The sequence below is a fragment of the Streptomyces sp. NPDC051173 genome (assembly GCF_040689515.1).
Taxonomy (GTDB): domain Bacteria; phylum Actinomycetota; class Actinomycetes; order Streptomycetales; family Streptomycetaceae; genus Streptomyces.
Genome location: NZ_JBFBBD010000003.1, coordinates 191,686 through 212,684, shown reverse-complemented (window position 1 = coordinate 212,684; position 20,999 = coordinate 191,686). Strand labels below are relative to the sequence as shown.

At 72.1% G+C, this 20,999-nt stretch carries 18 protein-coding genes; 7 read left to right on the top strand and 11 right to left on the bottom strand.

All coding sequences use genetic code 11. From position 1 onward, the window contains the following. The first annotated feature begins 6 nt into the window (after positions 1-6). Together AB0435_RS03570 and AB0435_RS03565 are read left to right on the top strand one after the other, a co-directional pair. Entirely contained in the window at positions 7-582 is a 576-nt protein-coding gene (locus tag AB0435_RS03570; protein WP_366003395.1) for a sigma-70 family RNA polymerase sigma factor, read from the top strand. A 5-nt stretch (positions 583-587) separates the two neighbouring features. Continuing rightward, on the top strand, positions 588-1,418 hold the full coding sequence (locus AB0435_RS03565; RefSeq protein WP_366003394.1) for a hypothetical protein: 831 nt from the start codon (positions 588-590) through the stop codon (positions 1,416-1,418). Positions 1,419-1,698: 280 nt separating this feature from the next. Here the strand turns inward: AB0435_RS03565 and AB0435_RS03560 are convergent, their stop codons facing one another. Further along, complete coding sequence (locus tag AB0435_RS03560; RefSeq protein WP_366426104.1) at positions 1,699-2,178, bottom strand: MarR family transcriptional regulator; 480 nt, start codon at positions 2,176-2,178, stop codon at positions 1,699-1,701. Between the two features lie 117 nt (positions 2,179-2,295). Between AB0435_RS03560 and AB0435_RS03555 the strand changes: the two genes are divergently transcribed. The 4 genes from AB0435_RS03555 (at position 2,296) to AB0435_RS03540 (ending at position 5,004) form a co-directional block, all read left to right on the top strand. Further along, positions 2,296-2,709, top strand: coding sequence for an organic hydroperoxide resistance protein (locus AB0435_RS03555; RefSeq protein WP_366003479.1), 414 nt, complete (start codon positions 2,296-2,298; stop codon positions 2,707-2,709). A 190-nt stretch (positions 2,710-2,899) separates the two neighbouring features. Then, entirely contained in the window at positions 2,900-3,133 is a 234-nt protein-coding gene (locus AB0435_RS03550) for an NAD(P)H-binding protein (protein ID WP_366003392.1), read from the top strand. A gap of 301 nt (positions 3,134-3,434) precedes the next feature. After that, positions 3,435-4,025, top strand: coding sequence for a hypothetical protein (locus AB0435_RS03545; protein WP_366426103.1), 591 nt, complete (start codon positions 3,435-3,437; stop codon positions 4,023-4,025). A 205-nt stretch (positions 4,026-4,230) separates the two neighbouring features. Further along, entirely contained in the window at positions 4,231-5,004 is a 774-nt protein-coding gene (locus AB0435_RS03540; RefSeq protein ID WP_366426102.1) for an NAD(P)H-binding protein, read from the top strand. Between the two features lie 142 nt (positions 5,005-5,146). On the opposite strand, the gene AB0435_RS03535 is transcribed toward AB0435_RS03540, so the two are convergent. The 5 genes from AB0435_RS03535 to AB0435_RS03515 all read right to left on the bottom strand — a co-directional run bounded on the left by AB0435_RS03535 (position 5,147) and on the right by AB0435_RS03515 (position 14,338). Next, a complete protein-coding gene (locus tag AB0435_RS03535) occupies positions 5,147-7,816 on the bottom strand; it encodes a glycosyl hydrolase (protein ID WP_366426101.1) in 2,670 nt (889 codons plus the stop codon). Between the two features lie 159 nt (positions 7,817-7,975). After that, complete coding sequence (locus tag AB0435_RS03530; protein ID WP_366426100.1) at positions 7,976-10,831, bottom strand: NHLP bacteriocin export ABC transporter permease/ATPase subunit; 2,856 nt, start codon at positions 10,829-10,831, stop codon at positions 7,976-7,978. Position 10,832: 1 nt separating this feature from the next. Then, positions 10,833-13,121 carry an NHLP family bacteriocin export ABC transporter peptidase/permease/ATPase subunit gene (locus AB0435_RS03525; protein ID WP_366426099.1) on the bottom strand — a complete coding sequence of 763 codons (2,289 nt, stop codon included), beginning with the start codon at positions 13,119-13,121 and terminating at the stop codon, positions 10,833-10,835. Further along, positions 13,118-13,921 (bottom strand): HlyD family efflux transporter periplasmic adaptor subunit, encoded by an 804-nt coding sequence (locus tag AB0435_RS03520; protein WP_366426098.1) that lies wholly within the window; start codon positions 13,919-13,921, stop codon positions 13,118-13,120. The genes AB0435_RS03525 and AB0435_RS03520 overlap by 4 nt, the downstream gene beginning before the upstream one ends. A 198-nt stretch (positions 13,922-14,119) precedes the next feature. Further along, entirely contained in the window at positions 14,120-14,338 is a 219-nt protein-coding gene (locus AB0435_RS03515) for a hypothetical protein (RefSeq protein ID WP_366002394.1), read from the bottom strand. A 632-nt stretch (positions 14,339-14,970) separates the two neighbouring features. On the opposite strand from AB0435_RS03515, the gene glsA reads away from it, so the two are divergent. Then, entirely contained in the window at positions 14,971-16,611 is a 1,641-nt protein-coding gene (gene glsA / locus AB0435_RS03510) for a glutaminase A (protein WP_366002395.1), read from the top strand. A 39-nt stretch (positions 16,612-16,650) separates the two neighbouring features. On the opposite strand, the gene AB0435_RS03505 is transcribed toward glsA, so the two are convergent. From AB0435_RS03505 to AB0435_RS03485, 5 genes are all read right to left on the bottom strand, one after another. Then, on the bottom strand, positions 16,651-17,598 hold the full coding sequence (locus tag AB0435_RS03505; protein ID WP_366002396.1) for a LysR family transcriptional regulator: 948 nt from the start codon (positions 17,596-17,598) through the stop codon (positions 16,651-16,653). Between the two features lie 203 nt (positions 17,599-17,801). After that, entirely contained in the window at positions 17,802-18,080 is a 279-nt protein-coding gene (locus tag AB0435_RS03500) for a phosphopantetheine-binding protein (protein ID WP_366002397.1), read from the bottom strand. Then, the gene (locus tag AB0435_RS03495) at positions 18,077-19,726 is read right to left on the bottom strand and encodes an AMP-binding protein (RefSeq protein WP_366426097.1); all 1,650 of its coding nucleotides are present in this window, start codon (positions 19,724-19,726) and stop codon (positions 18,077-18,079) included. Before AB0435_RS03495 ends, AB0435_RS03500 begins: the two co-directional genes overlap by 4 nt. A gap of 35 nt (positions 19,727-19,761) precedes the next feature. Then, positions 19,762-20,790: a ketoacyl-ACP synthase III family protein gene (locus tag AB0435_RS03490; protein ID WP_366002399.1), complete on the bottom strand. Its 1,029-nt coding sequence runs from the start codon at positions 20,788-20,790 to the stop codon at positions 19,762-19,764. Between the two features lie 13 nt (positions 20,791-20,803). Next, positions 20,804-20,995: an MbtH family NRPS accessory protein gene (locus AB0435_RS03485; RefSeq protein WP_366002400.1), complete on the bottom strand. Its 192-nt coding sequence runs from the start codon at positions 20,993-20,995 to the stop codon at positions 20,804-20,806. Between the last annotated feature and the right edge of the window lie 4 nt (positions 20,996-20,999).

The window sequence follows — 20,999 nt, the reverse complement described above, 5'->3', positions numbered from 1 at the left end:
CGCGTTATGACCGGCCCGCGGCTCGGCCCGCGCCCCCGCCCCGCTCTCCACAAGGACCTCTCGGACGGACTGCCCCCCGACTTCGTCGACTTCTTCTCGTTCCAGCACCAGGCGTATCTGCGGTACGCCCACCTCCAGCTCGGCAGCGAGGCGGACGCCGAGTGGGTCGTGGAGGAGGTCTTCTGCCAACTCGCCCTGGACTGGGGCAAAGTACGGCGGCAGCCGAACCGCGCCGCGTACGCCCTGGCCGCCCTGAAGGAGAAGACCACCAGCCTGCTGGCCGCCAGGAGGCGCACCGCCCCCGCCATGATCGAGACGGCCGCGTTCGCCGCGGTGATGGGCGCGGTACGGGCCCGCATGGAGGTCCTGGAGTCGCGCCTCGGTCTGTACGCGGCCATGACCCGCCTGCCCGACCGGCAGTACGACGTCGTCGTGCTGCGGTATGTGATCGGCTACCCCGTACCGCGGGTCGCCTTGATCATGGGCATCTCGCCCGCCACCGTCCGCTCCCACATCCGCACGGCCAGACGCCACCTCGCACACGACCTGGGGATCACGGGGGCCACGGAGGAAGAGGAGTGAACCCTATGCACCAGGAGCACCGAGGCCACCGGTCGGCTCCCATCACCGACATGCTCGGCCAGGCCCGGATTCCCGGCACCTTCGACGACTACGACGAGCAGGCCGCACTGGCACGGATCGCCGGCCGCATCGTCTGGAACAAGGCCGACACTATGGACCGCCGCGCCCAGAGCATTCGCGAGGACCACGACCGGGGCGCCCTGAAGCACCGGGCCGGCAGCCCGCCGCCCGGCAGACAGACCGCCCTGCACGAGCGCGCCGCGTCCGAACTCGGCTCGCTGTCCGCCCGCGTCATCCACGACCGCGCCGCGGTCGCCTCCATGGCCCTGCTGGTCGACGACCCGGCGATCGAACCGGACGGCGCGCTGGCCTTCGCCTGCCTGCTCTACCTCGCCGACCGTCATGACGGAGCGGCGTTCTGGTGGCGCTTCGCCGCCGGCGCGGGCGCCGCCACGGCCGCGTACTGCCTGTATCTGCACCACCTGCAACGCAGCGAACGAGGTTCCGCCCAGTGGTGGCTGGTCCAGGCCACGGACCTGCACCGGCAGGGCGGCGCCTGGATCCTCGGCGAGCCGCCCGCGCGGACCCCTGGCGACACTCCCCCGTCCCGCTACGGAGTGGTGGAATCCGCCGCCCCCCGGCTCCCCTGGGAGCCCAAGCCCCAGCGCACCCTGACGGCCGCGGCCGAGGAACGGTGGCACGGGGGCGTATCCCCCCATCTCACCGCCGCCGTACGGCGACTGGAAACGGACAGCGACGCCGATTACGGCCTGGTCCCCCGCCCTGACCCCGTGCTCGCGGCGGAGCTGGAGGACTGCGTGAGCGCCACGGCGTGAATCCGGCCATCAGCGCTCCCGCCCACGGCCTTGGAGGCCCACGATCAGTACCGCACCCGAACCCGAGCACTCCCCCGACGACCCCGGCCACGAACACCTCGCCGGTCCCCGGCTCGGCGCGGCACGTCGTTCCCCGCGGAGATCGGCGGCTCACCGGCACCTCCGCCGCATGCTCCGCACCGCGACCGACGAGCTGACCCGCACCACCGTCAAGGCGACCGGAACGGCGGCACTGCTGGGCCTCATCGACTGGTGGAACCACCACTGAGCCAGCCGGCGGCTAGAGCTCCGGTATGTCCTCCAGAGCCGTCCGGTCCAGTGCGGCGGTCAGCCGGTCGAGGCGTGCGCGCAGGTCGCGGATCTCGTCGAGGTCGAAGCTCGTCGCGGCGGCGATCCGGCGCGGCACGAGCAGGGCGCGCTCCCGCAGGGCGGCGCCTTCGCCGGTGAGCTGGACGTGCACCGACCGTTCGTCCTGGGAGCTGCGCTCACGCCGTACGAGACCCGCCGCCTCCAGCCGCTTGAGCAGCGGCGACAGCGTCCCGGAGTCGAGCCGCAGATGCTCGCCGACCTTCTTGACGGGCAGTTCGCCGTGCTCCCAGAGCACGAGCATCACCAGGTACTGGGGGTAGGTGAGGCCGAGGTCCTTGAGGAGTACGCGGTAGAGGCTTCCGAAGGCGCGCGATGCGGCGTTCAGGGAGAAGCAGATCTGCTGGTCGAGGCGGAGGTAGTCCCCGGCCGGCGGGCCCGGTGTGGCGGTCATGGGGCCAGGATAACCCGAGACGCCATTCAGTTGTGCACAATTTAATTGCGTGCTCTACTGGAGTGGTGAGGCGGCCGGACCCGGCCGCCCCGCGGGATCGTGAGAGGAATGATTTCCATGGACGCGCTCTACACCGCCGTCGCCACCGCCACCCACGGCCGCGAGGGCCGCGCCGTCAGCTCCGACGGCCACCTCGACGTGCAGCTGGCCCTCCCGACGGAGATGGGCGGCAGCGGCCAGGGCACCAACCCGGAGCAGCTGTTCGCCGCCGGTTACGCCGCCTGCTTCGCGAGCGCCCTCGGTCTTGTCGGCCGGCAGGCGAAGGTCGACGTCAGCGAGGCCGCGGTGACCGGCGAGGTCGGCATCGGCAAGCAGGGCGAGGGCTTCGGCCTGGCCGTCACGCTGCGCGTGGAGCTCCCCGACTCCGTCGACGCCGCCACCGGCCGCGAGCTGGTCGACCAGGCGCACCAGGTGTGCCCGTACTCCAACGCGACGCGCGGCAACATCCCGGTCGAGATCGTCGTCGAGTGAGCACGCGGCCCCGGCTCCGGGCCGCCGCACCGCTACCGTGATCGCCGGACGGGCCCGACGCGAGCGCGCCGCGAGCCCGTCCGGCGTCCACCATGGGTGAACCAGACGGTTTTCCGAGGGAGTCGGGCCGTTACCACGTTCCGGCCGGGCGAGTCCTCCAGGGCCGGGGCGGGCCGAAGGGAGCTTCACGGTGACCATCGTGGTGACGACACCTACGGGACATGTGGGATCCCGGGTCGTGCGGCTGTTGATCCAGGCAGGCGTGCGTCCCCGGGTGCTCGTGCGGGATCCGGCGCGCCTGGACGCGGAGACCCGCGGCCGGGTCGACGTGCGACGCGGTGATCTCACGGACCCCGGCTTCGTGCGCGAGGCGACCGCCCCGGCCGCGCCCGTCATCGAGGAGCACCGCCGGTATGTCCGCTGAGCGGGCTCGGTGAAGTCCGGTGGCGCCCTGAAAGGGCGCGGGGAACTACGTGACCGGCCACGACGCACCCCCGGATGACGTTCCGGACCTCACTCGGAGCGCATAGGCAGGATCCGGCCGGATGGCTCACCGGGCTCTTCTCCGCAGCGGTGACAGGAGGGAGTTGAGCGGCGCCGAGCGTGTTCGCGCGCCGGGTGGTCCATCCACGCGCCGCCCTGGTCCGGGAGTGAGGGCCGCGACCCCTGTGAAGACTGTGCGGGCAAGCGACACCGAGGTCCCGTCCCGAAAGGATCACCACGGTATGCGTAAGCGCGCCTTCCTCCCGGTCGCCGCCGGCGTCCTGCCTCTCCTCCTGGTGCTCGGTCTGCCCGCGCCCGCCTCCGCCGGTGATGAGGCGCAGGCGGGCCCGGCGACCGGGACCTGCGTCGGGCGGATCCACTACACCTTCGACCCGCCCCTCAAGGCCACCCCGCGCGAGACGACCACCCGCTGGTCGGGCGACTACTCCTGCTCCGAGCTGCCCCTGCTCAAGACCCGGACCTGGCACGGCACTTTCACGGGCTCCGTCACGTCCGTCACCGGATGCCTGCAGGCGAGCCCCGGCCAGGTCGTCACGCCCTCGATCACCGAGACCGACCACTGGACCGCCCCGGACGGCGAACACCAGGTCGGCGAGAGCACCTTGACCGGGACCGTCTCCACACTGCCGCGTGAGGACGGCACGCGCGTGGCCGAGTGGACCGGCACCGTCACCGGCGGGACGTGGTTCAAGGGCCACCACTTCAACGGCAACAATGTCTACACCTCACTGACCAGCGGAAAGCTCTGCCTGGCCGGTGGCGGGATCGACCACAACGACGGCACGGCCGTGGTCACCTTCCTCCCTCTCTGAGCAAGCTCTGACGAACCCGCCCGACACCCCCTGACGAAACCCGACGAGCTTCACGACCGGCGAACTCCGCCGAACTTCACGGCCGGCGAACCGGCGTGGGCTCACGGCCGGTTCGAGCGTCCATGTCACGTCCCGGAGCCCCCTCTCGTCCTTGCTGTGACAGCCTTCCTGTCACAGTGCGACCGACCCTGGAGGTAAGAGGACGATGGACAGGCCGATCCTGGTAACCGGCGGCACCGGCACGCTCGGGCGCCCCCTCGTGGCGCGGCTCCTCGCCGACGGCGTGCCCGTGCGCGTGATGAGCCGTCGGCCGCGCCGGGCGGATGACGACCGGCCGTACGAGTGGGCGGTCTGCGACCTCGCCGACGGCACCGGACTCGACGCCGCCCTGACGGACGTGCGGGCCGTGGTCCACTGCGCGACCAACGCCCGCAACGACGCGGCCACGACCAAGCGGCTCGCCGGGGCCGCGCGGCGGGCCGGGGTCCCGCACCTCGTCTATGTCTCGATCGTCGGGATCGACGAGGTGCCGCTCCCCTACTACCGGTCGAAGCTGGAGGCGGAGCGGATCGTGCGGGGGTCGGGGGTGCCGTGGACCGTCCTGCGCACCACCCAGTTCCACGACCTGGTGGCGATGCTGACCACCGTGCAGCGCCGACTGCCGGTGGTGCTGACGCCGAGCGGGGTGCGCTTCCAGCCCGTCGAGGTGGCGGAGGTCGCCGACCGGCTGGCGGAACTGGCCCAGGGCGCTCCTGCCGGCCGGGTGCCCGACATGGCGGGACCCGAGGTGCGGGACGCCCGCGACCTCGCGGCCGCCACGCTCCGCGCGGCGGGGCTGCGGCGGCGCGTCGTGCCGCTACGGCTGCCGGGCAGGATCGTCCGGAGCCTGCGGGCCGGAGGGAACCTCGCCCCGGACCGGGCCGTGGGCACGGGGACGTTCGAGGAGTACCTGGCCGCGCGCGGGCGAGCGGGACGCTGACTCCCCTTCTGTACCTCCCGGCATGTACGCCGAGGTGCAACGCAGTTCACAGGGAGAGGACACGCCGCCGTCCTGACGACGGCGTGGGGCGACCACCGCGAGGCGCGGGGAAAACGGTGTCCCCGCGCCTCGCGGCATCGGCTCAGTCGTTCGTGGAGCGCCTGAGCCGTCGTACGTCGAAGGACCAGATGCCGCGCCCGTGGGTCGCCGCGTAGAGCTTGCCGTCGGGACCCTGTTTGAGCTGGAGGACGGCGGTGGTGGGGAGACCGGTGCCGAGGACCTGCCATTGGTCCGCGCCTGCCGGGCGGTAGAAGGTGGCGAGGTCGGTGCCGAGGGCGAGGGCGCCGTCAGGCAGGAGCTTGACCGTGTCGGCGGGGACGTCGGGCAGGTTCGCCGAGATGTCCGTCCAGTGGGCTCCGCCGTCACGGGACTCGAAGAGGTGGCCGGTGCCGGCACCCGGGCCTTCGGTCCACTTGCGGGAGAAGCCGTTGACGGCGACGTACACGTGCTGGGCGTCGGCCGGATCGACGTCGAAGCCGGAGATGTAGCGGTTCGGGAGCGTGCCGTCGACGGGGAGGCCGAGCTGGTGCCAGCCGGTGCCGTCGGCGTTGCCGACCGCGATGCCGCGGCTGAAGCCCACGCTGTCGCAGGGGCCGCACCAGCCGGCGTAGACGGTGCCGCCCGAGGCGGCGACGGCGGTGGCCACGTGGCCGGCACCGAGGTCGTAGGCGTTCTTCCACTCCGCGCCGGAGCGGATCGCGAAGCCCTTGCCCTGCACCCATACGTGCCGGCCGCCGGCCACCCAGCTGTTGGTGTCCTTGGCGTCCGAGGTGATGGGCGCGATGAAGCGGGCGCCCGCGCCGCCCAGGTCCTTGTCCGGCGGTGCGACCTCGTACTCGGTGGCCTTGGCCGGGTCCGTGGCCCAGGCGCCGTTGTTCTCGCCGCAGTCCTGGGTGACCCACATGTCGAGGTAGACGTATTCTGCGGCGATGTCGCAGCCGTTGCCCGGGTCGGCGATGGTGTCGCCGCCGTCACCGCCGAAGTCCGAGCCCATGACCTTGTCGCGGCCGCGCAGGATCGACTGGCCGTTGTCCTGCAGTCCGCCGGTGACCGACGTCCCGCCGTAGGTGCGGTCCTTGCCGACGCCGACCGAGTAGAACTGGAGGGCGTCGATGGTGCCGTCGTTCAGCGACTGCCAGTCCTTCGCGTGCCCACCGGAGTCGACCGCGCCGTTCAGCGGGCGCCGGTAGATGCCCCCGTCGTTGCCCACGTACACCCAGGTCCTGCCCTTGTGGGTGCCGACGGCGACCGCGTGCTGATCGGAGTGCGTGGTCGGCGAGCAGTCGCCGGTCCGCTTCGCCGGGTCGATGCTCCAGCAGGGGAAGGGGAAGTTCCAGTACGGGCCGGGGGTGATCCAGCTCACCCCGCCGTTCTTGGTCTCGAAGACCTCCTCAAGACCCAGGTAGACGTGGTCGGCGTTGCCCGGGTCGACCTGGAGGAACTGGTTGTACCAGGACTGGATGCCCGGCATGTAGCCCGCGCTCTGGAGCGCCGATCCCGAGTTGCGCAGCTTGGTGTAGTCGGCGATCTGTGTCCACGGCCCGAGCGGCGAGCCGTTCCGCGATACGTACACGCCCTTGAGGCCGCTGTCCGGGTTGGACGCCGACTGCGCCGGGGACTGGACCACGGCGTACAGCCGCGAACCGTCGGCGGCGGCCCCGAAGGTCACGTTGCCGACGTCGTCACGGCCCGCCGGCAGGTCACCGATCCCGGTCACGGGCTTCCAGGTGCCGCCCTGCTTGCTGTACAGGCCGTTGTAGGTGTCCCCGCCGCGCCAGCCGACGGCCAGCAGCACGCTGTCCGGGTTCTTCGGGTCCACGGCGATGTCGTTGGCGATGTTCTTGTACGGCGCGCTCGGGTCGGACTGTTTCGAACCACCGGGCAGATAGTCGGGGTTGGGCGCGAACTCCAGCTTCCACGGGCCCGAGAGCGTGGTGGTGGAGTGTGTCCACACGCCACGGCTGGTCGCCGCCCACACCGTGGTGCCGGCGAAGCGCAGCGCGTGGATGACCGTGCTCTCCAGTTCGGCACCGCCCACGCGTCCGCCGGGCCGGAACTGCCCGTGCCGGGGGTCGGCCAGCACGTACACGCCCGTGCCGACGAAGGACGTCGCGCCGGTGTTGGACTCGCCGGTGGCGTACCAGAGCCGCTGGGAGCCGTCCAGCGCGAGCGTGCCCGTCGAGAGCGAGGGCAGCTTGTCGGCGATGGGCACCCAGTGTCCGCCGCCGGTGCGCGAGCGGAACACACCGCCGTTGGCGCCGCCCGCGTAGACATATCCCTGGTCGTCGGCGGCGATGCCGGTGATCCGGCCCGTCACGTTCCCGGCGCCGCCGCTGGAGTTGGAGTTCACGTCGCGGTAGCGCGGATCGTCGGAGTCGTAGGGCTTCTTGGTGACGTGTTCCCAGCGTCCGCTCGTGTGCCGCATCGACTGCAACTGGGACCAGGCCGCTCCGTACGCGCCCGGGGCGACCACGCCGGGGGCGGTGCGGGCCTCGGTGTACTGGGCGGTTCCCTCGGCGGAGTTCTCCGCCTCGTCGGAGCCGCCGTCGTCGCGCCCCGGCGCCGCGAGAGCGGACTTGCCGGACTTGAGGGACTGGGTGTGCTGACGGCCGATGTCGGCCTGATGGCGCGCGTGCCAGGGCCGGGGTCTGGTGTCACCGGACGCGGCGGACGACTGCGCGCCTGCGAGTCCGAAGGCGGTGGCGACGACGGCGCAGGTCATGAACCGCCGCCGATGCCGTGGGGGCATCATGTGCTCTCCTCCCTACGATCGGGCGCGCCGGATACGGCCCGACGCGGGGAGAGCTTGGCGTGCCCGCGACAGAACGGAAGACGGAGCGGGGAAAGATGGGAGGGAGTTTGCCATTCCGGCCGGACGCGGTGAACATTCGCGGGACCGGCCCGCCGGCGGTCAGGTGAGCTGACGGCGGACCAGTTCATGGAACAAGCCGTCCGTGTCGGCGAGCAGTTCGGCGGGTGATCCCTGCTGGACGATCCGCCCGTCCGCCATGGCGATCACCCGGTCCGCGTCCATGACCGTGGACAGCCGGTGGGCTATCACGACGCGCGTGGAGCGCAGGGCGCGGGTGGATTCGATGACCACGCGCTGGGCTTCGTTGTCCAGCGCGCTGGTGGCCTCGTCGAAGAAGAGGACGCGCGGCTTGCGGACGATGGCCTGGGCGATCATCAGCCGCTGGCGCTGGCCGCCGGAGACGGTGCCACCGCCGTCGGAGAGCACGGTGTGCATGCCCATGGGCATGGCCTTGATGTCCTCGGCCAGGCCGGCCATCGCGGCCGCCTCCCACACCTCTTCGAGCGAGTACGCCTCGGCCCCGCAGATGCAGTCGCGGATCGAGCCGCTGAAGGGCTGGGCGTGCTGCAGGACGACGCCGCACTGGCGGCGCACGGCCGCCTGGTCGAGCGCCGCCAGGTCCTGCCCGTCGTAGAGCACGCTGCCGGACGCCGGCTTGTCGAAGCCGATGAGCAGGCGCAGCAGGGTCGACTTGCCGCAGCCGCTGGCCCCGACGATCGCGACGAACTCGCCCGGCCGCGCCCGGAACGACACGTCGTCGAGCACCATCGGGCCGTCGTCGGTGTAGCGGTAGGAGAGGTTCCTGGCCTCGACGGCCCCGGCCAGCACGCCCGGCCGGGTGCTGGAGCCGCGCACTTCGGGGGCCGCCTGGAGGACCGGCGCGATCTGCTCGAACATCGGCTGCACGGCCGCGGCGGAGAGGAGGGCGCCGGTCAGCTGGGTGGCCGAGGAGAGCAGCATCGTCACGGCGGTGCTGAAGGTGAGGAAGTCGGCGGCGGACATGCTGCCCCGGGCCGGGCCTGCCAGCAGCATGAACATCACCAGGGTGCACAGCGGCAGGTGGACGGCGTTGAGCACGGTGACGACGTTCTTGATCCGGCCGATGCGCTGGTGCAGCTCGCGGGTGCGGGCGAACTCCCTTGCCCAGGCGGCGTACGCGAAGCTCTCGGCCGCGGCGACGCGCAGCTTGGGCAGTCCGCGCAGGGTCTGGAACGCCTGGTTGTCGAGCTGGTTGCCGAGTTTGACGAGCCGGCGCTGGTAGCGCAGCTGCCACAGGCCCAGGCCCAGGAAGACCGCGGCGACGACGAGCAGCATGGCGACCGCCGCCAGGGCCAGGGGCACGCTGTAGCAGAGCAGCAGCACGAGGTTCATCGTGCCGACGGTGCTCGCCTGCAGGGTCACGGAGCCGATGCCGGAGAGCACGCGGCGGATGGAGCTGATGCCCATGGCGGCGCCGGCCAGTTCGCCGGTGGAGCGGCCGGTGAAGAAGGTCGTGGGCAGGCGCAGCAGCCGGTCCCACACGGCTGGTTGGAGGGTGGCCTCGATGCGGCCTTCCAGGCGCAGGACGGAGATGTTCTGCAGCAGTGTGAAGGCGGCCGAGACGACGCCCGCCGCGATGAGCGCGAGGGCTGTCTGCACGATGAGGCCGTTCTCGGCCTCGGGTACGTACTGGCCGAGGACCTTGCCGGTGGCGATGGGGACGAGCGCGCCCAGGCCGACGGCGACCAGCCCGCCCAGGACGAGTCCGCCGAGCTCTCTCCGGGTGCCGCGCACGCTGAAGCGCAGCAGCCGTGACAACGTCAACTTCACGTCGGGCAGCGGGCGGTAGAGCATGACGGCGCTCGGTTCGAAGTCGGCCGCGTTGGCCTTGCCGACGCGCTCCCGCGTGCCGGTGGCGGGGTCTGCGGCCTCGTACCGGCCGCGCCGCCACAGCAGGGCGACCGGCGTCCCGTCCGTCTCGCGCCTGCCCACCAGGGGTCCGCTGTTCTCCCGCCACCAGCGCCCGCCGAGCCTGACGGTGCGGGTGCGGACGCGCGAGGCGAGCGCGACGCGTTCGACGGGGTCGGTCCGGCCGGGGGCGGTGGCCGCCTCGCCGGGCCGGGTCAGGGTGATGCGGGCCTCGTCGGCGACCAGGCGGCAGGCGGCGAACGTCGCGTCGTCGCTCGCACGGCCGTGGGCGGCTCCGCCGGAGCGGTCGATGGAGGCCAGGAGTGTCTGGTCCGCCTGGGCGCGGGCGGCCTCGCCGGCCTCGATGCCGGCCGCCGCGCGGTCCTCGTGGGCGCGCTCCAGCTGTTCGATCCAGCGGTCCAGGGCGTGCAGCAGGCGGTACTGCTGGTCGACCATTCCCTGCCACATCGCCGGGTCGACGAGGAGGGTGCCGACCGCTTCCGCTTCGTAGGCGGCGCCGTACTGCACGCTGCCCGGGACGATGCGCATCCACAGGATGTCGTCGTCGGCCCCGTCCTGGCCTGCGGTGGCGCGGCCGTCCAGCGGTGCTTGGTAGAGCACGCGCAGGCCACGGCCGACGCCGCGCGCGAAGGCGTCCTCAAGGGGGCTCGGCGGCACGTCGTACCCCCACTGGTCCTGGGGGTACCGGTCCTGGGCGGACCGGCCGGTGCCCCACTGGTCGGCGTGGTCCGGGCGGTACAGCTCGCGCAGTTCGATGCGGCGCAGCCGACATCCTTGCAGCGGCCTGCCGACCAGGGTGTGTGCGGGGCCCTCGGCCGGGCCGAGCAGCAGCGTGCCCACCGTCAGCCGCCCCAGGAAGTGCCAGTGTCCCGCCTGGGCCGCGTCGACGGCGAACAGGTCGAGCTCGCCGTCCACGACGAGCCACAGCACGAGCGGGTTCTCCAGGGACAGGCTGCGCAGGCCCGTGCAGTCGGTCTCCGAGCCGAGCGCGCCCAGGGCCGCGACGACCGGGTCCGGTGCCACGTGGGCCGGGTGCGGGTACGTCACCTCAGTGCTCCTTGACCAGTGCGGCGTACGGGCCCCGGGCGGTGACCAGGTGCTCGTGCCGCCCGCGTTCGACGACCGTGCCCCGGTCGAGGACGACGATCTCGTCGCTGTCGCGCACCGTGCTCAGCCGGTGGGCGATGACCACGCAGGCGCAGCCGCGGCGCCGCAGGTTGTCGATGACGATCTGCTCGGTGGCCGCGTCCAGGGCGCTGGTGACCTCGTCGAGGACCATGACGCTGGGGCGGCGCACGAGCGCCCGGGCGATCTCCAGGCGTTGGCGCTGGCCGCCGGAGAAGTTGTGGCCGTCCTGCTCGACGCGGCTGTGGATGCCGCCGGGGCGCCGGGCGACCACGTCGTACACGGCGGCGTCCTGGAGGGCGGTGACGACGGCCTCGTCGGGGATGGAGGGGTCCCACAGCGTGACGTTGTCGCGGACGGTGCCCTCGAAGAGGAAGACGTCCTGGTCGACGAAGGAGACGGAGGCGGCCAGCGCGCCGCGCGGGATGTCCTCCAGCCGCATTCCGTCGATGCGGACGGCGCCCTCCCAGGGCGCGTGGAGGCCGGATATCAGCCGGGAGACGGTGGACTTGCCGCTGCCGGAGCCGCCGACGAGCGCCACCTGCTGGCCGGGGCCGACGGTGAGGGAGAAGTCCTTGAGCAGCGGGGCGTCCAGCGGGCTGTAGCCGAAGGTGACGTGGTCCAGTTCGACGTGGCCCTTGAGGCGGCGGGTGCCGCCTGCGGGCTCGGGCCGGGAGTGGTGCGGGTCGGCGGGGAAGTTCTCCACGTCCTTGAGGCGGGCGACGTCGGCCGCGAACTCCTGGATCCGTCCGGCCACTCCGTTGAGGCGGGCGACCGGCGCGGTGAAGCTGGTGACCAGTGCCTGGAAGGCGACGAGCAGGCCGACCGAGAGGTGGCCTTCCACCGCCCGCAGGCCGCCGATCAGCAGGATCAGCGCGCTGTTGAGCGCGGCCAGGGCGGGGGCGACGACCGCCAGCCACGCGCCGGGCACGCCGAGCCGCTGCTGCACGTCGAGGGTGACCGCGTGCTGTCCGGCCCAGCGGCGGAAGAAGCCGTTCTCGCCGCCGGTGGCCTTCATCGTCTCGATGAGCGTGAGGCCGCTGTAGGAGGTGTTGGTGAGCCGGGCGCTCTCGGCGCGCAGCTTCTGGGTGCCGGTGGCGCGCATGTGGATCACGATCCGCATGGCCACCACGTTCAGGAGCGCGATCAGCACGCCGACGACGGTGAGTTGCGGGTCGTACGTCCACAGCAGCACCGCGTAGAGCAGGACCACGACGGCGTCCACGCCCGCGGCGGCGAGGTCCCGGGCGAGGGTCTCGGCGACGGCGTCGTTGGACCTCAGGCGCTGGACCAGGTCGGCCGGGTTGCGCTGGGAGAAGAAGGTGACCGGCAGCCGCAGCAGATGCCGCAGGAAGCGGGCGCTGCCCAGGGTGGAGGAGATGATGCGTCCGCGCAGCAGGTTGGCCTGTTGCAGCGCGGTGAGCGTGGCGGTGAGCACGAGGGTGACCGCCATCGACGCGAAGAGCACGCCCAGCGCGGACGTCTGGTCGCCGATCAGGAACATGTCGATGTACGTGCGGCTCAGCGCGGGCACCGCCGCTCCGACGGCCACCAGCAGCAGGCTGGAGAGCACGGCGGCGAGCATGGTGCCCGACGTGCCGCGCAGCCGGGCGGGCAGGGCGCCCATGACGCCGGGCTTGCGGCCGGTGCGGCGGAAGCCCGGCTCGGGTTCGAAGGTGAGCACGACGCCGGTGAAGCTGGTGTCGAACTCCTCCATGGGGACGAACCGGCGTCCGTTGGCCGGGTCGTTGACGTACACGCCGCGGCGGCCGAGGCGGCGGCCCGTGCCGTCGTAGACGACGTAGTGGTTGAACTCCCAGAACAGGACGGCCGGGGGTCTCACCCCGGCGAGCGCGGCCAGGTCCATCTGTATGCCCTTGGCCTTCAGCCCGTAACCGCGCGCGGCCTTGAGGAGGTTGCCCGCGCGGGAGCCGTCGCGGGAGACGCCGCAGGCGATGCGCAGCTCTTCGAGGGGGACGAAGCGGCCGTGGTGGCCGAGCACCATGGCCAGCGCGGCGGCACCGCACTCCACGGCCTCCATCTGGAGCACGGTGGGGGTGCGTACGGTCCGGGGTGTCCTGCCCGGAGGTCTGTCCGTGCGGCGGCGCGTGCCGCCCTGGGGTGCCGGGCGGTGGCGGCGGCGCCCGGCGGGCGGGAGCCGGGGGGCGGGGGGCCGGGAGGGGTCCTGGGCGGTCCGCGGTGTCGTGGTCACGGGAGCAGCCAATCGACGGGGCGCTGGGCGGAGAGGTGGACGGCGGCGGTGACCGGTGTCGTGGAGTCGAGGGGGTACGGGGGCCCGGCCGTGGAGGACCACCGGTAGCCGGACCTGGTGGCCGAGGAGCGCTCCAGCCGCACGACCACCGCGACGGGGTCGCCCTGCCGGGAGAACTGCGCGGCGAGCCGGCTGTCGCCGAGGAAGCCGGTGATCTGCGCGGGCGTCCGGGGCGCGCGGCCGACCTCCGTGACGCGTCCGCGCAGCACCCCGTACCGCTGGGGCACGGACTGGACGCTCAGGTCGACCTGAGCGCCCACGGGGATCGCCGAACCGTTCCCGCCGGGTACGTAGACCATGGCGACCAGCGGTTCGTCCGGATTCGTCACGCGTTCCACGACCGCCACGTCGGCGCCGGTCGTGACCACCGAGCCGGTCCTGGCGACCAGGGCCGTCACGCGTCCCCCGGCCACCGCGCGCACGGCCCGGGTGCCGCGGTCCGTGCCGACCTCCAGCAGGGGCGCGCCCGGGGAGAGCAACTGGCCCTCCTTGGCGAGGACTCCGGTGACCTGCCCGGCGAACGGGCTCTGCAGCGTGTAGCTGCCCTCGGCGTGGGTGAGGACGCCGGGCGCGCCGAGTCTGGAGGCGACGGATCCGGTGAATGCCCAGATGCCCGCCACGGTCATGACGACGACCGTGACGGCCAGGACGAGACGGCCCTGCGGGCGCGCGAAGCGTACGGGCAGATCGAGTTCTTCGGGCGATTGCAGCTTGGAAAGCGCCTTCTGGCGGAACTGCACGAACTATTCCTTCGACTGCATTCGTGACATGGATTTCTTCATTGCATGCCTGCTGCCCGTCGGCCGTGAGCCGACGGGCAGCCATGAACCCCGGAAAGGGGAGTTCCGGGGTTCATGGGAAAACCTCACGGCGGCGTACGGGCCGCCGTCAGGCCGTGAATCCTCCCGGACCGCCGGGTCCGGAAGGGGAATTCACGCTCAGAGACCGGCGACACCGGCCTGGACGCCGGCGATGCCCTCGACCTGACCGGGCAGGGCCTGCGCGGCCTGCACCGTCTGCAGGGAGGTCACGGTGCCGAGCACGGTGTGAACGTCGCCGGTCACGGCGCCGACGAGGCCACCGGAGAGGCTGACACCACCGGAAACGGCGTCCAGCTCGGCGTCGGCGATCTCACGGGTCTCGATGTCGTTACGCATGATGCGCACCTTTCATTTGTCTGTCTGTTTCTCGATGATTGCGGCAGGCCGCACCAAAAACGGCCCAACCGCCCCCGGGGCGGCCCGGTCCGAATCGACCGCCGTTCCAAGAACCGCCGCGGTGCGCAGATATAAGCACGCGAACGACTGAGACAGCCAACCGCGTTGACGCCTCCCGGTTCCCGAGGCGCCTCACCGACCACCCCTCTTTTGGATTCATTTGCCGAACCATCACACCTCCTTCACAAGATCGAGTAACAGATTCCGGGGGCCTGCCGCGCTCGCGGAACATAAATGGACACACGATCATCAAGTGCGTTGGGCATAACCGGCATATCGAGGGCGGCGCGAGGCCGGGGACTCCTCCCCCGTGGGCGATGTAAAGATTTGCCGAAGCGACACACGGTGACGGCGTCACCGCGTTCCGGTGACGGAACCCCACGCGAGGCACCGGCCGGGCCGGAGCTTCCGGTGGGGGTACGGCGCACGGGGCGCCCAGCGCCCCGGAGTTCGCAACCGCACCACCGGCCGGGGCGCCCCCGCCTCGGCGCGGCTGGTTTTCGCCGCTGGTGGCCGGGAATCGTCGGTGCGGCAGGGATTTCTGGGAACAGCGCGTCGATCGGAGGAGTTCTGTGGCCGCTGCGCAGACCGGGAAGCAGCCCGCGGCCCGCTCCTCCGTACCGGGGACCGCTCCCGGCCAGGGCGGAGAGGCTCACGCGAGTGTCTTCGGCTGCTTCGAGCAGGGCTCGTCGGGCCGCTTCTCCCCCGACCGGCTGCTGAAGGTGCTCCGCCAGGCCGGCATCCTGCCCGACGACCCCAGGATCGCCGAGACCGTCGCCGATCTGGACCGCCCCGCCCCCGTGCCCGCCGAGCCGCTACTCCTCTCCATGGAGGAGTTCGCCGCCGCCACGCGGCGCAACCGCGGCCTCATCGAACGCGCCGCCCGCGGGGAGCTCGCCGTCCCCGACTTCCCCGCGCTGGTGGAGGATCTCCGGCGCATCCATCAAGAGGTCCGCGCCGACCGGACCGGCGCCGTCGCCGCGTACATCCCCCAGCTCGCGCGCGTGGACGCGGACCAGTTCGCGATCTCGGTGTGCACGGTGGACGGGCAGCGCTTCTCCATCGGCGACGCGGATGTGAACTTCTGCCTGCAGTCGGTCTGCAAGACCGTCAATTACTGCCTCACGCTGGAGGAGCACGGGCCCGACACCGTCCACCGCCACGTCGGGCGGGAGCCCAGCGGGCAGGGCTACAACGAGCTGACCTTCAACAAGGCCGGGCTGCCGCACAACCCGATGATAAACGCGGGGGCCATCATGAGCTGCGCGCTCGTCCAGCGCGGGCTCGACGCCGCGGACCGCTTCGACTTCGTGGCCGGGACCTGGAAGCGGCTCGCCGGCGGGCGCGGCGTCGGCTTCAACAACTCCGTCTATCTCTCCGAGCGCAACACCGCGGACCGCAACTTCGCCCTCGGCTACTCGATGCGGGAGCGCGGCGCCTTCCCGCCCGGCACCGATCTGCTGGCCACCCTGGAGTTCTACTTCCAGTGCTGCTCGATCGAGGTCGACGCGCAGCAACTGGCCGTCGCCGCCGCCTCCCTGGCCAATGCCGGGGTCTGCCCGCTCACCGGTGACCCCGTCTTCTCCGCCCGGACGGTGCGCCACTGCCTGTCGCTGATGTCCTCGTGCGGGATGTACGACTTCTCCGGCGAGTTCGCCTTCAGCATCGGCCTGCCCGCCAAGAGCGGGGTGTCCGGCGCCTTGATGCTGGTCGTGCCTCAGCTGATGGGCATCGCCATCTGGTCGCCCCGGCTGGACGCCCAGGGCAATTCCGTGCGGGGGATCGAGGTCTGCCGGCGCCTGGTCGAGTGCTACAACGTCCACACCTACGACCTGCTCACCGGCACCGGCGCCGAGGCCGGCAAGCGCGACCCCCGTCTCAAGCGCCGGCAGAGCGCCATCGAAGGCATCGTGGGGCTGTGCTTCGCCGCCAGCCAGGGCGACCTCAGCGAGATCCGCCGCCTGGCCGCCTGCAACGTCCCCCTCGGCGCCACCGACTACGACGGACGCACCGCCCTGCACCTGGCCGCGGCCGAGGGGCACCGGGACACCGTGGACTTCCTCCTGTCGATGGGGGTCGATCCGGAACCGGTGGACCGCTGGGGCGGGACACCCCTGGACGACGCCAACCGGTCCGGGCACCGGCGGCTGGCCCAGCAGCTCGCCGACGCCGCGGGCCCGCCCGGCACGGACCCCGCGGCGAAGCGGCCGTAGCCGCCCCTTCCAGGGCCCGGTTCACCGTGCGGCACCGGTTCACCGTGTGGCATACGGAGCGGAGGCGCTCGCGGCGAGGTGGGCCGGGGTGATGCACGCGTGGTGGTTGAGGGCTTCGACGAAGGCGGCGGTGAGGGGGTCGGGCCGGTGGCGGGTGTACACCGTCAGCGGCCGGCGCACCGCCGGTTCGGGCAGCAGGACACGGCCGTCGAAGTGCGCGGGCACGATGTTCGCGGGCACCAGCGCGGGGCCGATCCCCGCTGCCGCCAACAGGGGCGCGGCGGCGGTCTGCTGGGTGCGTACGGCAGCCCGCGGCTGGAAGCCCGCCCTGGCGCAGACCTGGTCCAGGAGCTTCGCCAGGCCGTTGTCCGAGGCGTAGTGGACCCACTCGCGGTGCGCGAGGTCGGCCAGCCGGATGCGGGAACCGCCGTACGCGGCGGCGGGAACGCCCTGCACGGCCGGGTCGTCGTGGGCCATGACCACGACGAACTCCTCGGTGCCCAGCGGCGTCATCCGCCCGGCCCACTCCGTCGGGACGGGTCCGATCGCCACGTCCGCCCGGCCGGCCGCCATCGTGCTCTGGAGCGCCGCGGCGTGCGGCTGTTCGGCGACCATGATGCGGACGTCCGGGTGCGTCCGCCGCCACGCCCGCAGCACGGGCGGCAGCACACCGAGGCTGATGGAGTGCAAGGTGGCCAGCCGCAGCTCACCCCCCGCGGTGCCGGTGACCCGCAGGGCGGCGGTCTTGACCTTGTCGGCGCCGGCCAGCGCGGCCTGCGCGTGCGGCAGCACCGCGCGGCCCAGCGGCGTGAGCACGATCGGACGCGGTCCGCGCTCGATCAACGGCCCTCCGCAGAACCGCTCCAGCGTCTGGATCTGGCGGGACAGCGCGGGCTGGGACACGTGCAGCCGCTCGGCCGCCCGGGTGAAGGAGCCGGTGTCCACGATCGTCACCAAATACTGGAACTGCCTGAGAGTCATGGTCATAGCCGGAGGTTATGCAGCGGCGATCAACGTTTCATGGATGAATTACCTACGGCTATCGACAGCCCGCCCCGGTACGCGCCGGAGAGGCCGGCCGGGCGGGCGCGGTCGAGGAGGCCCCGCGCCACGACAGCCCGGTGGGCTCCTCCCCTTCCGTTCCCTTTGTCCGGCGGCCGGTGGCACGGGCGGGCGGGCCGGGGCCCGGCTCAGGCCAGGCCGGCCGTGATGTCCTCGGCCGGGCGCAGGGTGAGCAGGTAGCGGGTCCAGTGCGCCAAGGTCGGGTCGGCCGCCAGGTCCCGGACCTCGGCGGGGACGCGGGCCTTGCGCAGCCGGCCGACCAGGCGCATGACTTCCAGCGAACCGAGGCCCAGGTGCACGAGGTTGGCGTCGGGCGGCAGGCTCTCGGGGGCGGTGTCGAGGTAGCCCGCGACGAGCCGGGTCAGCGACTGGAGCACCGGGTCGGTCCCGGGCGGTTCTGAGGTCATCGGCGGGCTCCTCGGGGTTCTTCGGTGGAGGGTGTCGGTTCCGGTGTACGTCCGCGCGCCGCGAGCCGTTTCTTGTCGACCTTGCCGAGGCCGGTGACCGGGAGGGCGTCGATGACTTCGAGCCGGTCGGGGAGCTTGTAGTCGGCCAGGCCGCGGTCCTGCAGGGCCTGCCTCAGGTCGTTGAGCGCCGGTGGTGCGCCGTCCGCGACGACGTACGCGCACACGCGCTCGCCGAGATAGTCGTCCGGTATGCCGACGACCGCGACGCGGGCGACCGCCGGGTGCGTGAGCAGGTGGCTCTCGACCTCTCCGGCGGAGACCTTGTCGCCGCCGCGCACGATGACGTCCTTGATGCGCCCCTCGATCACCAGATGGCCCTCCGGGGTGATCCGGGCCAGGTCGCCGGTGCGGTAGAAACCGTCCTGGGTGAAGGCGACCTGGTTGTGCTCCTCGGCCCGGTAGTAGCCGTGCAGGGTGTAGGGGCCTCGGGTGAGCAGTTCGCCGATGGCCCCCGCGGGGAGGTCGTGGCCGTCGTCGTCGGCGATCCGCAGCTCGTCGCCCGGTGAGATGGGGCGGCCCTGCGTGTGCACCACCACGTCCTGCGGGTCGTCGTCGTGGGTGAGGGAGAGGAGCCCTTCCGTGGTGCCGAAGACCTGTTGGAGGCGGCACCCCAGGCCGGGCCCGACGCGCGCGGCGAGTGCCGCGGGGAGCGGGGCTCCGCCGACCTGGACGCTGCGCAGGGTGGTCAGCCGGTGGGTGGACCACTCGGCCGTCTCCAGCCAGAGCTGGGCCACGGTCGGCACGATCGAGGTGAAGGTGACGCCCTCCTCCTCGATCAGCCGGAAGCAGTCGTCGGCCGTCGGGTCCTCGGCGATCACCACGGTTCCGCCGGCCCTGAGGGTGCCGACCACTCCCGGGCTGCCCCACGTGAAGTTGAACCCCATGGGCAGGGCCGCGAGATAGACGTCCTTCTCGGTGATCCCGCAGAAGTCCACCGCCGTCCGCGTCTGGTACGTGTACCCGTCGTGGGTGCGCGGAATGAGCTTGGGCAGGGCCGTCGTGCCGCCGGACAGGAGGAAGAAGGCCACCTCGGAGGGGTCGGGTTCGGGGAACGGCCGCGGGTCCGCGTCCACCTCCCGCAGCGGCGTGGCCTCGACACCGTCCGGCACGTCGCCGAGGACGAAGAGGTGGCGCAGCGAGGGGACTTCGTCCTTCATCCGCAGCGCCAGGCCCAGATGGTCGAAGCCGCGGTGGCGGGCGGGCAGTACGTATCCCCGTGCCGCGGAGAGCTCGCACAGGTGGCGGATCTCGTGGGCCCGGTGCGAGGCCAGGGTGAAGACGGGGATGACGCCGATCCGGAAGAGGGCGAAGCTGACGGCGGGGAACTCCATGGAGTTCGGGAGCTGTACGACCACGCGGTCGCCGGCTTCCAGGCCGTGTTCCCTGAAGCCCGCCGCCAGCCGGTCGACCCACTGGTCGAGGGCGCGGTAGGTCAGTCGGCGCTCTCCGTCGACCAGCGCGGTGGCGGTGTCGTGGCGGTGGGCCCAGGAGCGGAGCAGGGCGGAGAGGTTCTCCCCTCGCCAGTAGCCCTTCTCGCGGTAGGAGGCCGCTCGGGCCTCATCGGGTGGGGTGCAGCCGTCGAGCACGGTGTGCGTCTCCTGTTCGTTTCCGGTCGGGGTGGTCAGAGCATGGGCCGGTCGATGCGCGCGACGACGCAGGAGACCTCGGCTCCCGGGGCCGCGCCGATGAGCATGACGTGATCCTCTTCGACCAGTTGCTCGGTGCTGCAGAGGTGGTCGAGGCCGACGATCAGGTCGGCGGTCCCCACGTGGCCGGTGCGGCGGGTGAAGTCCCAGATGCCGCGCTCCTCGTCGATGCCCAGGGGCGAGAGGAAGGTGTCCCAGAGCGGGATCCGGGAGAAGCCCATGTGGACGACGCGGTCCATGTCGTCCATGGTCAGTCCGGCTTCCTCGAGTGCCCGCGAGGCGACCTCCTCGACGAGGCGGCCGAGGTCTCCCATGGGCGGCAGGGTGCCGGCGGCCCACTGGTCGCGCCAGTACCGGCGGCGCCCTTCGAGGTCGAGCGGCCGTCCGACGGTCATCGGCGGCGGGAAGAGCACCTCGCCGCCCCGGTTCAGCTCCTCCATCCCGGGGTCGGAGAGCGAGGCGCAGGACAGCAGCCGGGCGAAGCCTCCCCGGGCCGAGACGACCGCGGCGGCGGCGCCGTCGGCCAGCAGGAAGAGTCCGGCGTCCCGCCAGCGGTCGGCCAGCGGCGTCCCGAAGTTGTCGCCGCCGGTCAGCAGGACGGCGGGGCGCGAGGGGTCGAAGGCCAGCCGGTGCGCGGCCAGTTCGAGGCTCGCCAGCATGCCCAGGCAGCCCTGGCGCACCTCGACGGCGGAGATGGGTCGGTCCAGGGTCTCGCGCAGGATGTAGTGCTGCGGGGACCAGCCGTCCGGGCCCTGGAAGTGCGAGTCGCTGTGCAGCAGGGCGGCGAAGTCGTCGGGGGCGTGACCGGACCGTTCGACGGCCGTACGGGCCGCCGCGACCGCCATGTCCGGCGCCGGTGTGGTCCCGGCGACGGGGACCGCCTCGATCCCGGACACCTCGCGGACGGTCGCGTCCATCAGCCCCTCGTTCACCGCCCGTTGGGTGTCCATACGCTCGGGCAGCCAGCCGGCGATGCCGGCGAGGTAGAGGTTGTCGAACCGCATGATGTGCTCTCTTTCACGCGTCGGGGTGGGCGTCGGCGCGCTTCAGGTAGGTGAGGCAGGCACTGTGGTCGTTCGCCGGGAGGACGACGGCCCAGCCGTCCGGTACGTCCAGGAAGACGGGCCACAGGGAGAGTTCTCCGGTCGTGTTCTTCAGCACCAGGTGGGTGTGCCCGCTCTGGCCGTGGTCCTCGAAAGGGTTCTGCACGACT

Excerpts from the sequence above, each read along its gene's own strand:
- AB0435_RS03500 (WP_366002397.1), bottom strand. The coding sequence starts at position 18,080 with ATGACCTCAGAACCGCCCGGGACCGACCCGGTGCTCCAGTCGCTGACC.
- AB0435_RS03505 (WP_366002396.1), bottom strand. The coding sequence starts at position 17,598 with ATGACCATGACTCTCAGGCAGTTCCAGTATTTGGTGACGATCGTGGAC.
- AB0435_RS03535 (WP_366426101.1), bottom strand. The coding sequence starts at position 7,816 with ATGATGCCCCCACGGCATCGGCGGCGGTTCATGACCTGCGCCGTCGTC.
- AB0435_RS03565 (WP_366003394.1), top strand. The coding sequence starts at position 588 with ATGCACCAGGAGCACCGAGGCCACCGGTCGGCTCCCATCACCGACATG.
- AB0435_RS03545 (WP_366426103.1), top strand. The coding sequence starts at position 3,435 with ATGCGTAAGCGCGCCTTCCTCCCGGTCGCCGCCGGCGTCCTGCCTCTC.
- AB0435_RS03515 (WP_366002394.1), bottom strand. The coding sequence starts at position 14,338 with ATGCGTAACGACATCGAGACCCGTGAGATCGCCGACGCCGAGCTGGAC.
- AB0435_RS03490 (WP_366002399.1), bottom strand. The coding sequence starts at position 20,790 with ATGCGGTTCGACAACCTCTACCTCGCCGGCATCGCCGGCTGGCTGCCC.
- AB0435_RS03555 (WP_366003479.1), top strand. The coding sequence starts at position 2,296 with ATGGACGCGCTCTACACCGCCGTCGCCACCGCCACCCACGGCCGCGAG.
- AB0435_RS03540 (WP_366426102.1), top strand. The coding sequence starts at position 4,231 with ATGGACAGGCCGATCCTGGTAACCGGCGGCACCGGCACGCTCGGGCGC.
- AB0435_RS03560 (WP_366426104.1), bottom strand. The coding sequence starts at position 2,178 with ATGACCGCCACACCGGGCCCGCCGGCCGGGGACTACCTCCGCCTCGAC.
- AB0435_RS03570 (WP_366003395.1), top strand. The coding sequence starts at position 7 with ATGACCGGCCCGCGGCTCGGCCCGCGCCCCCGCCCCGCTCTCCACAAG.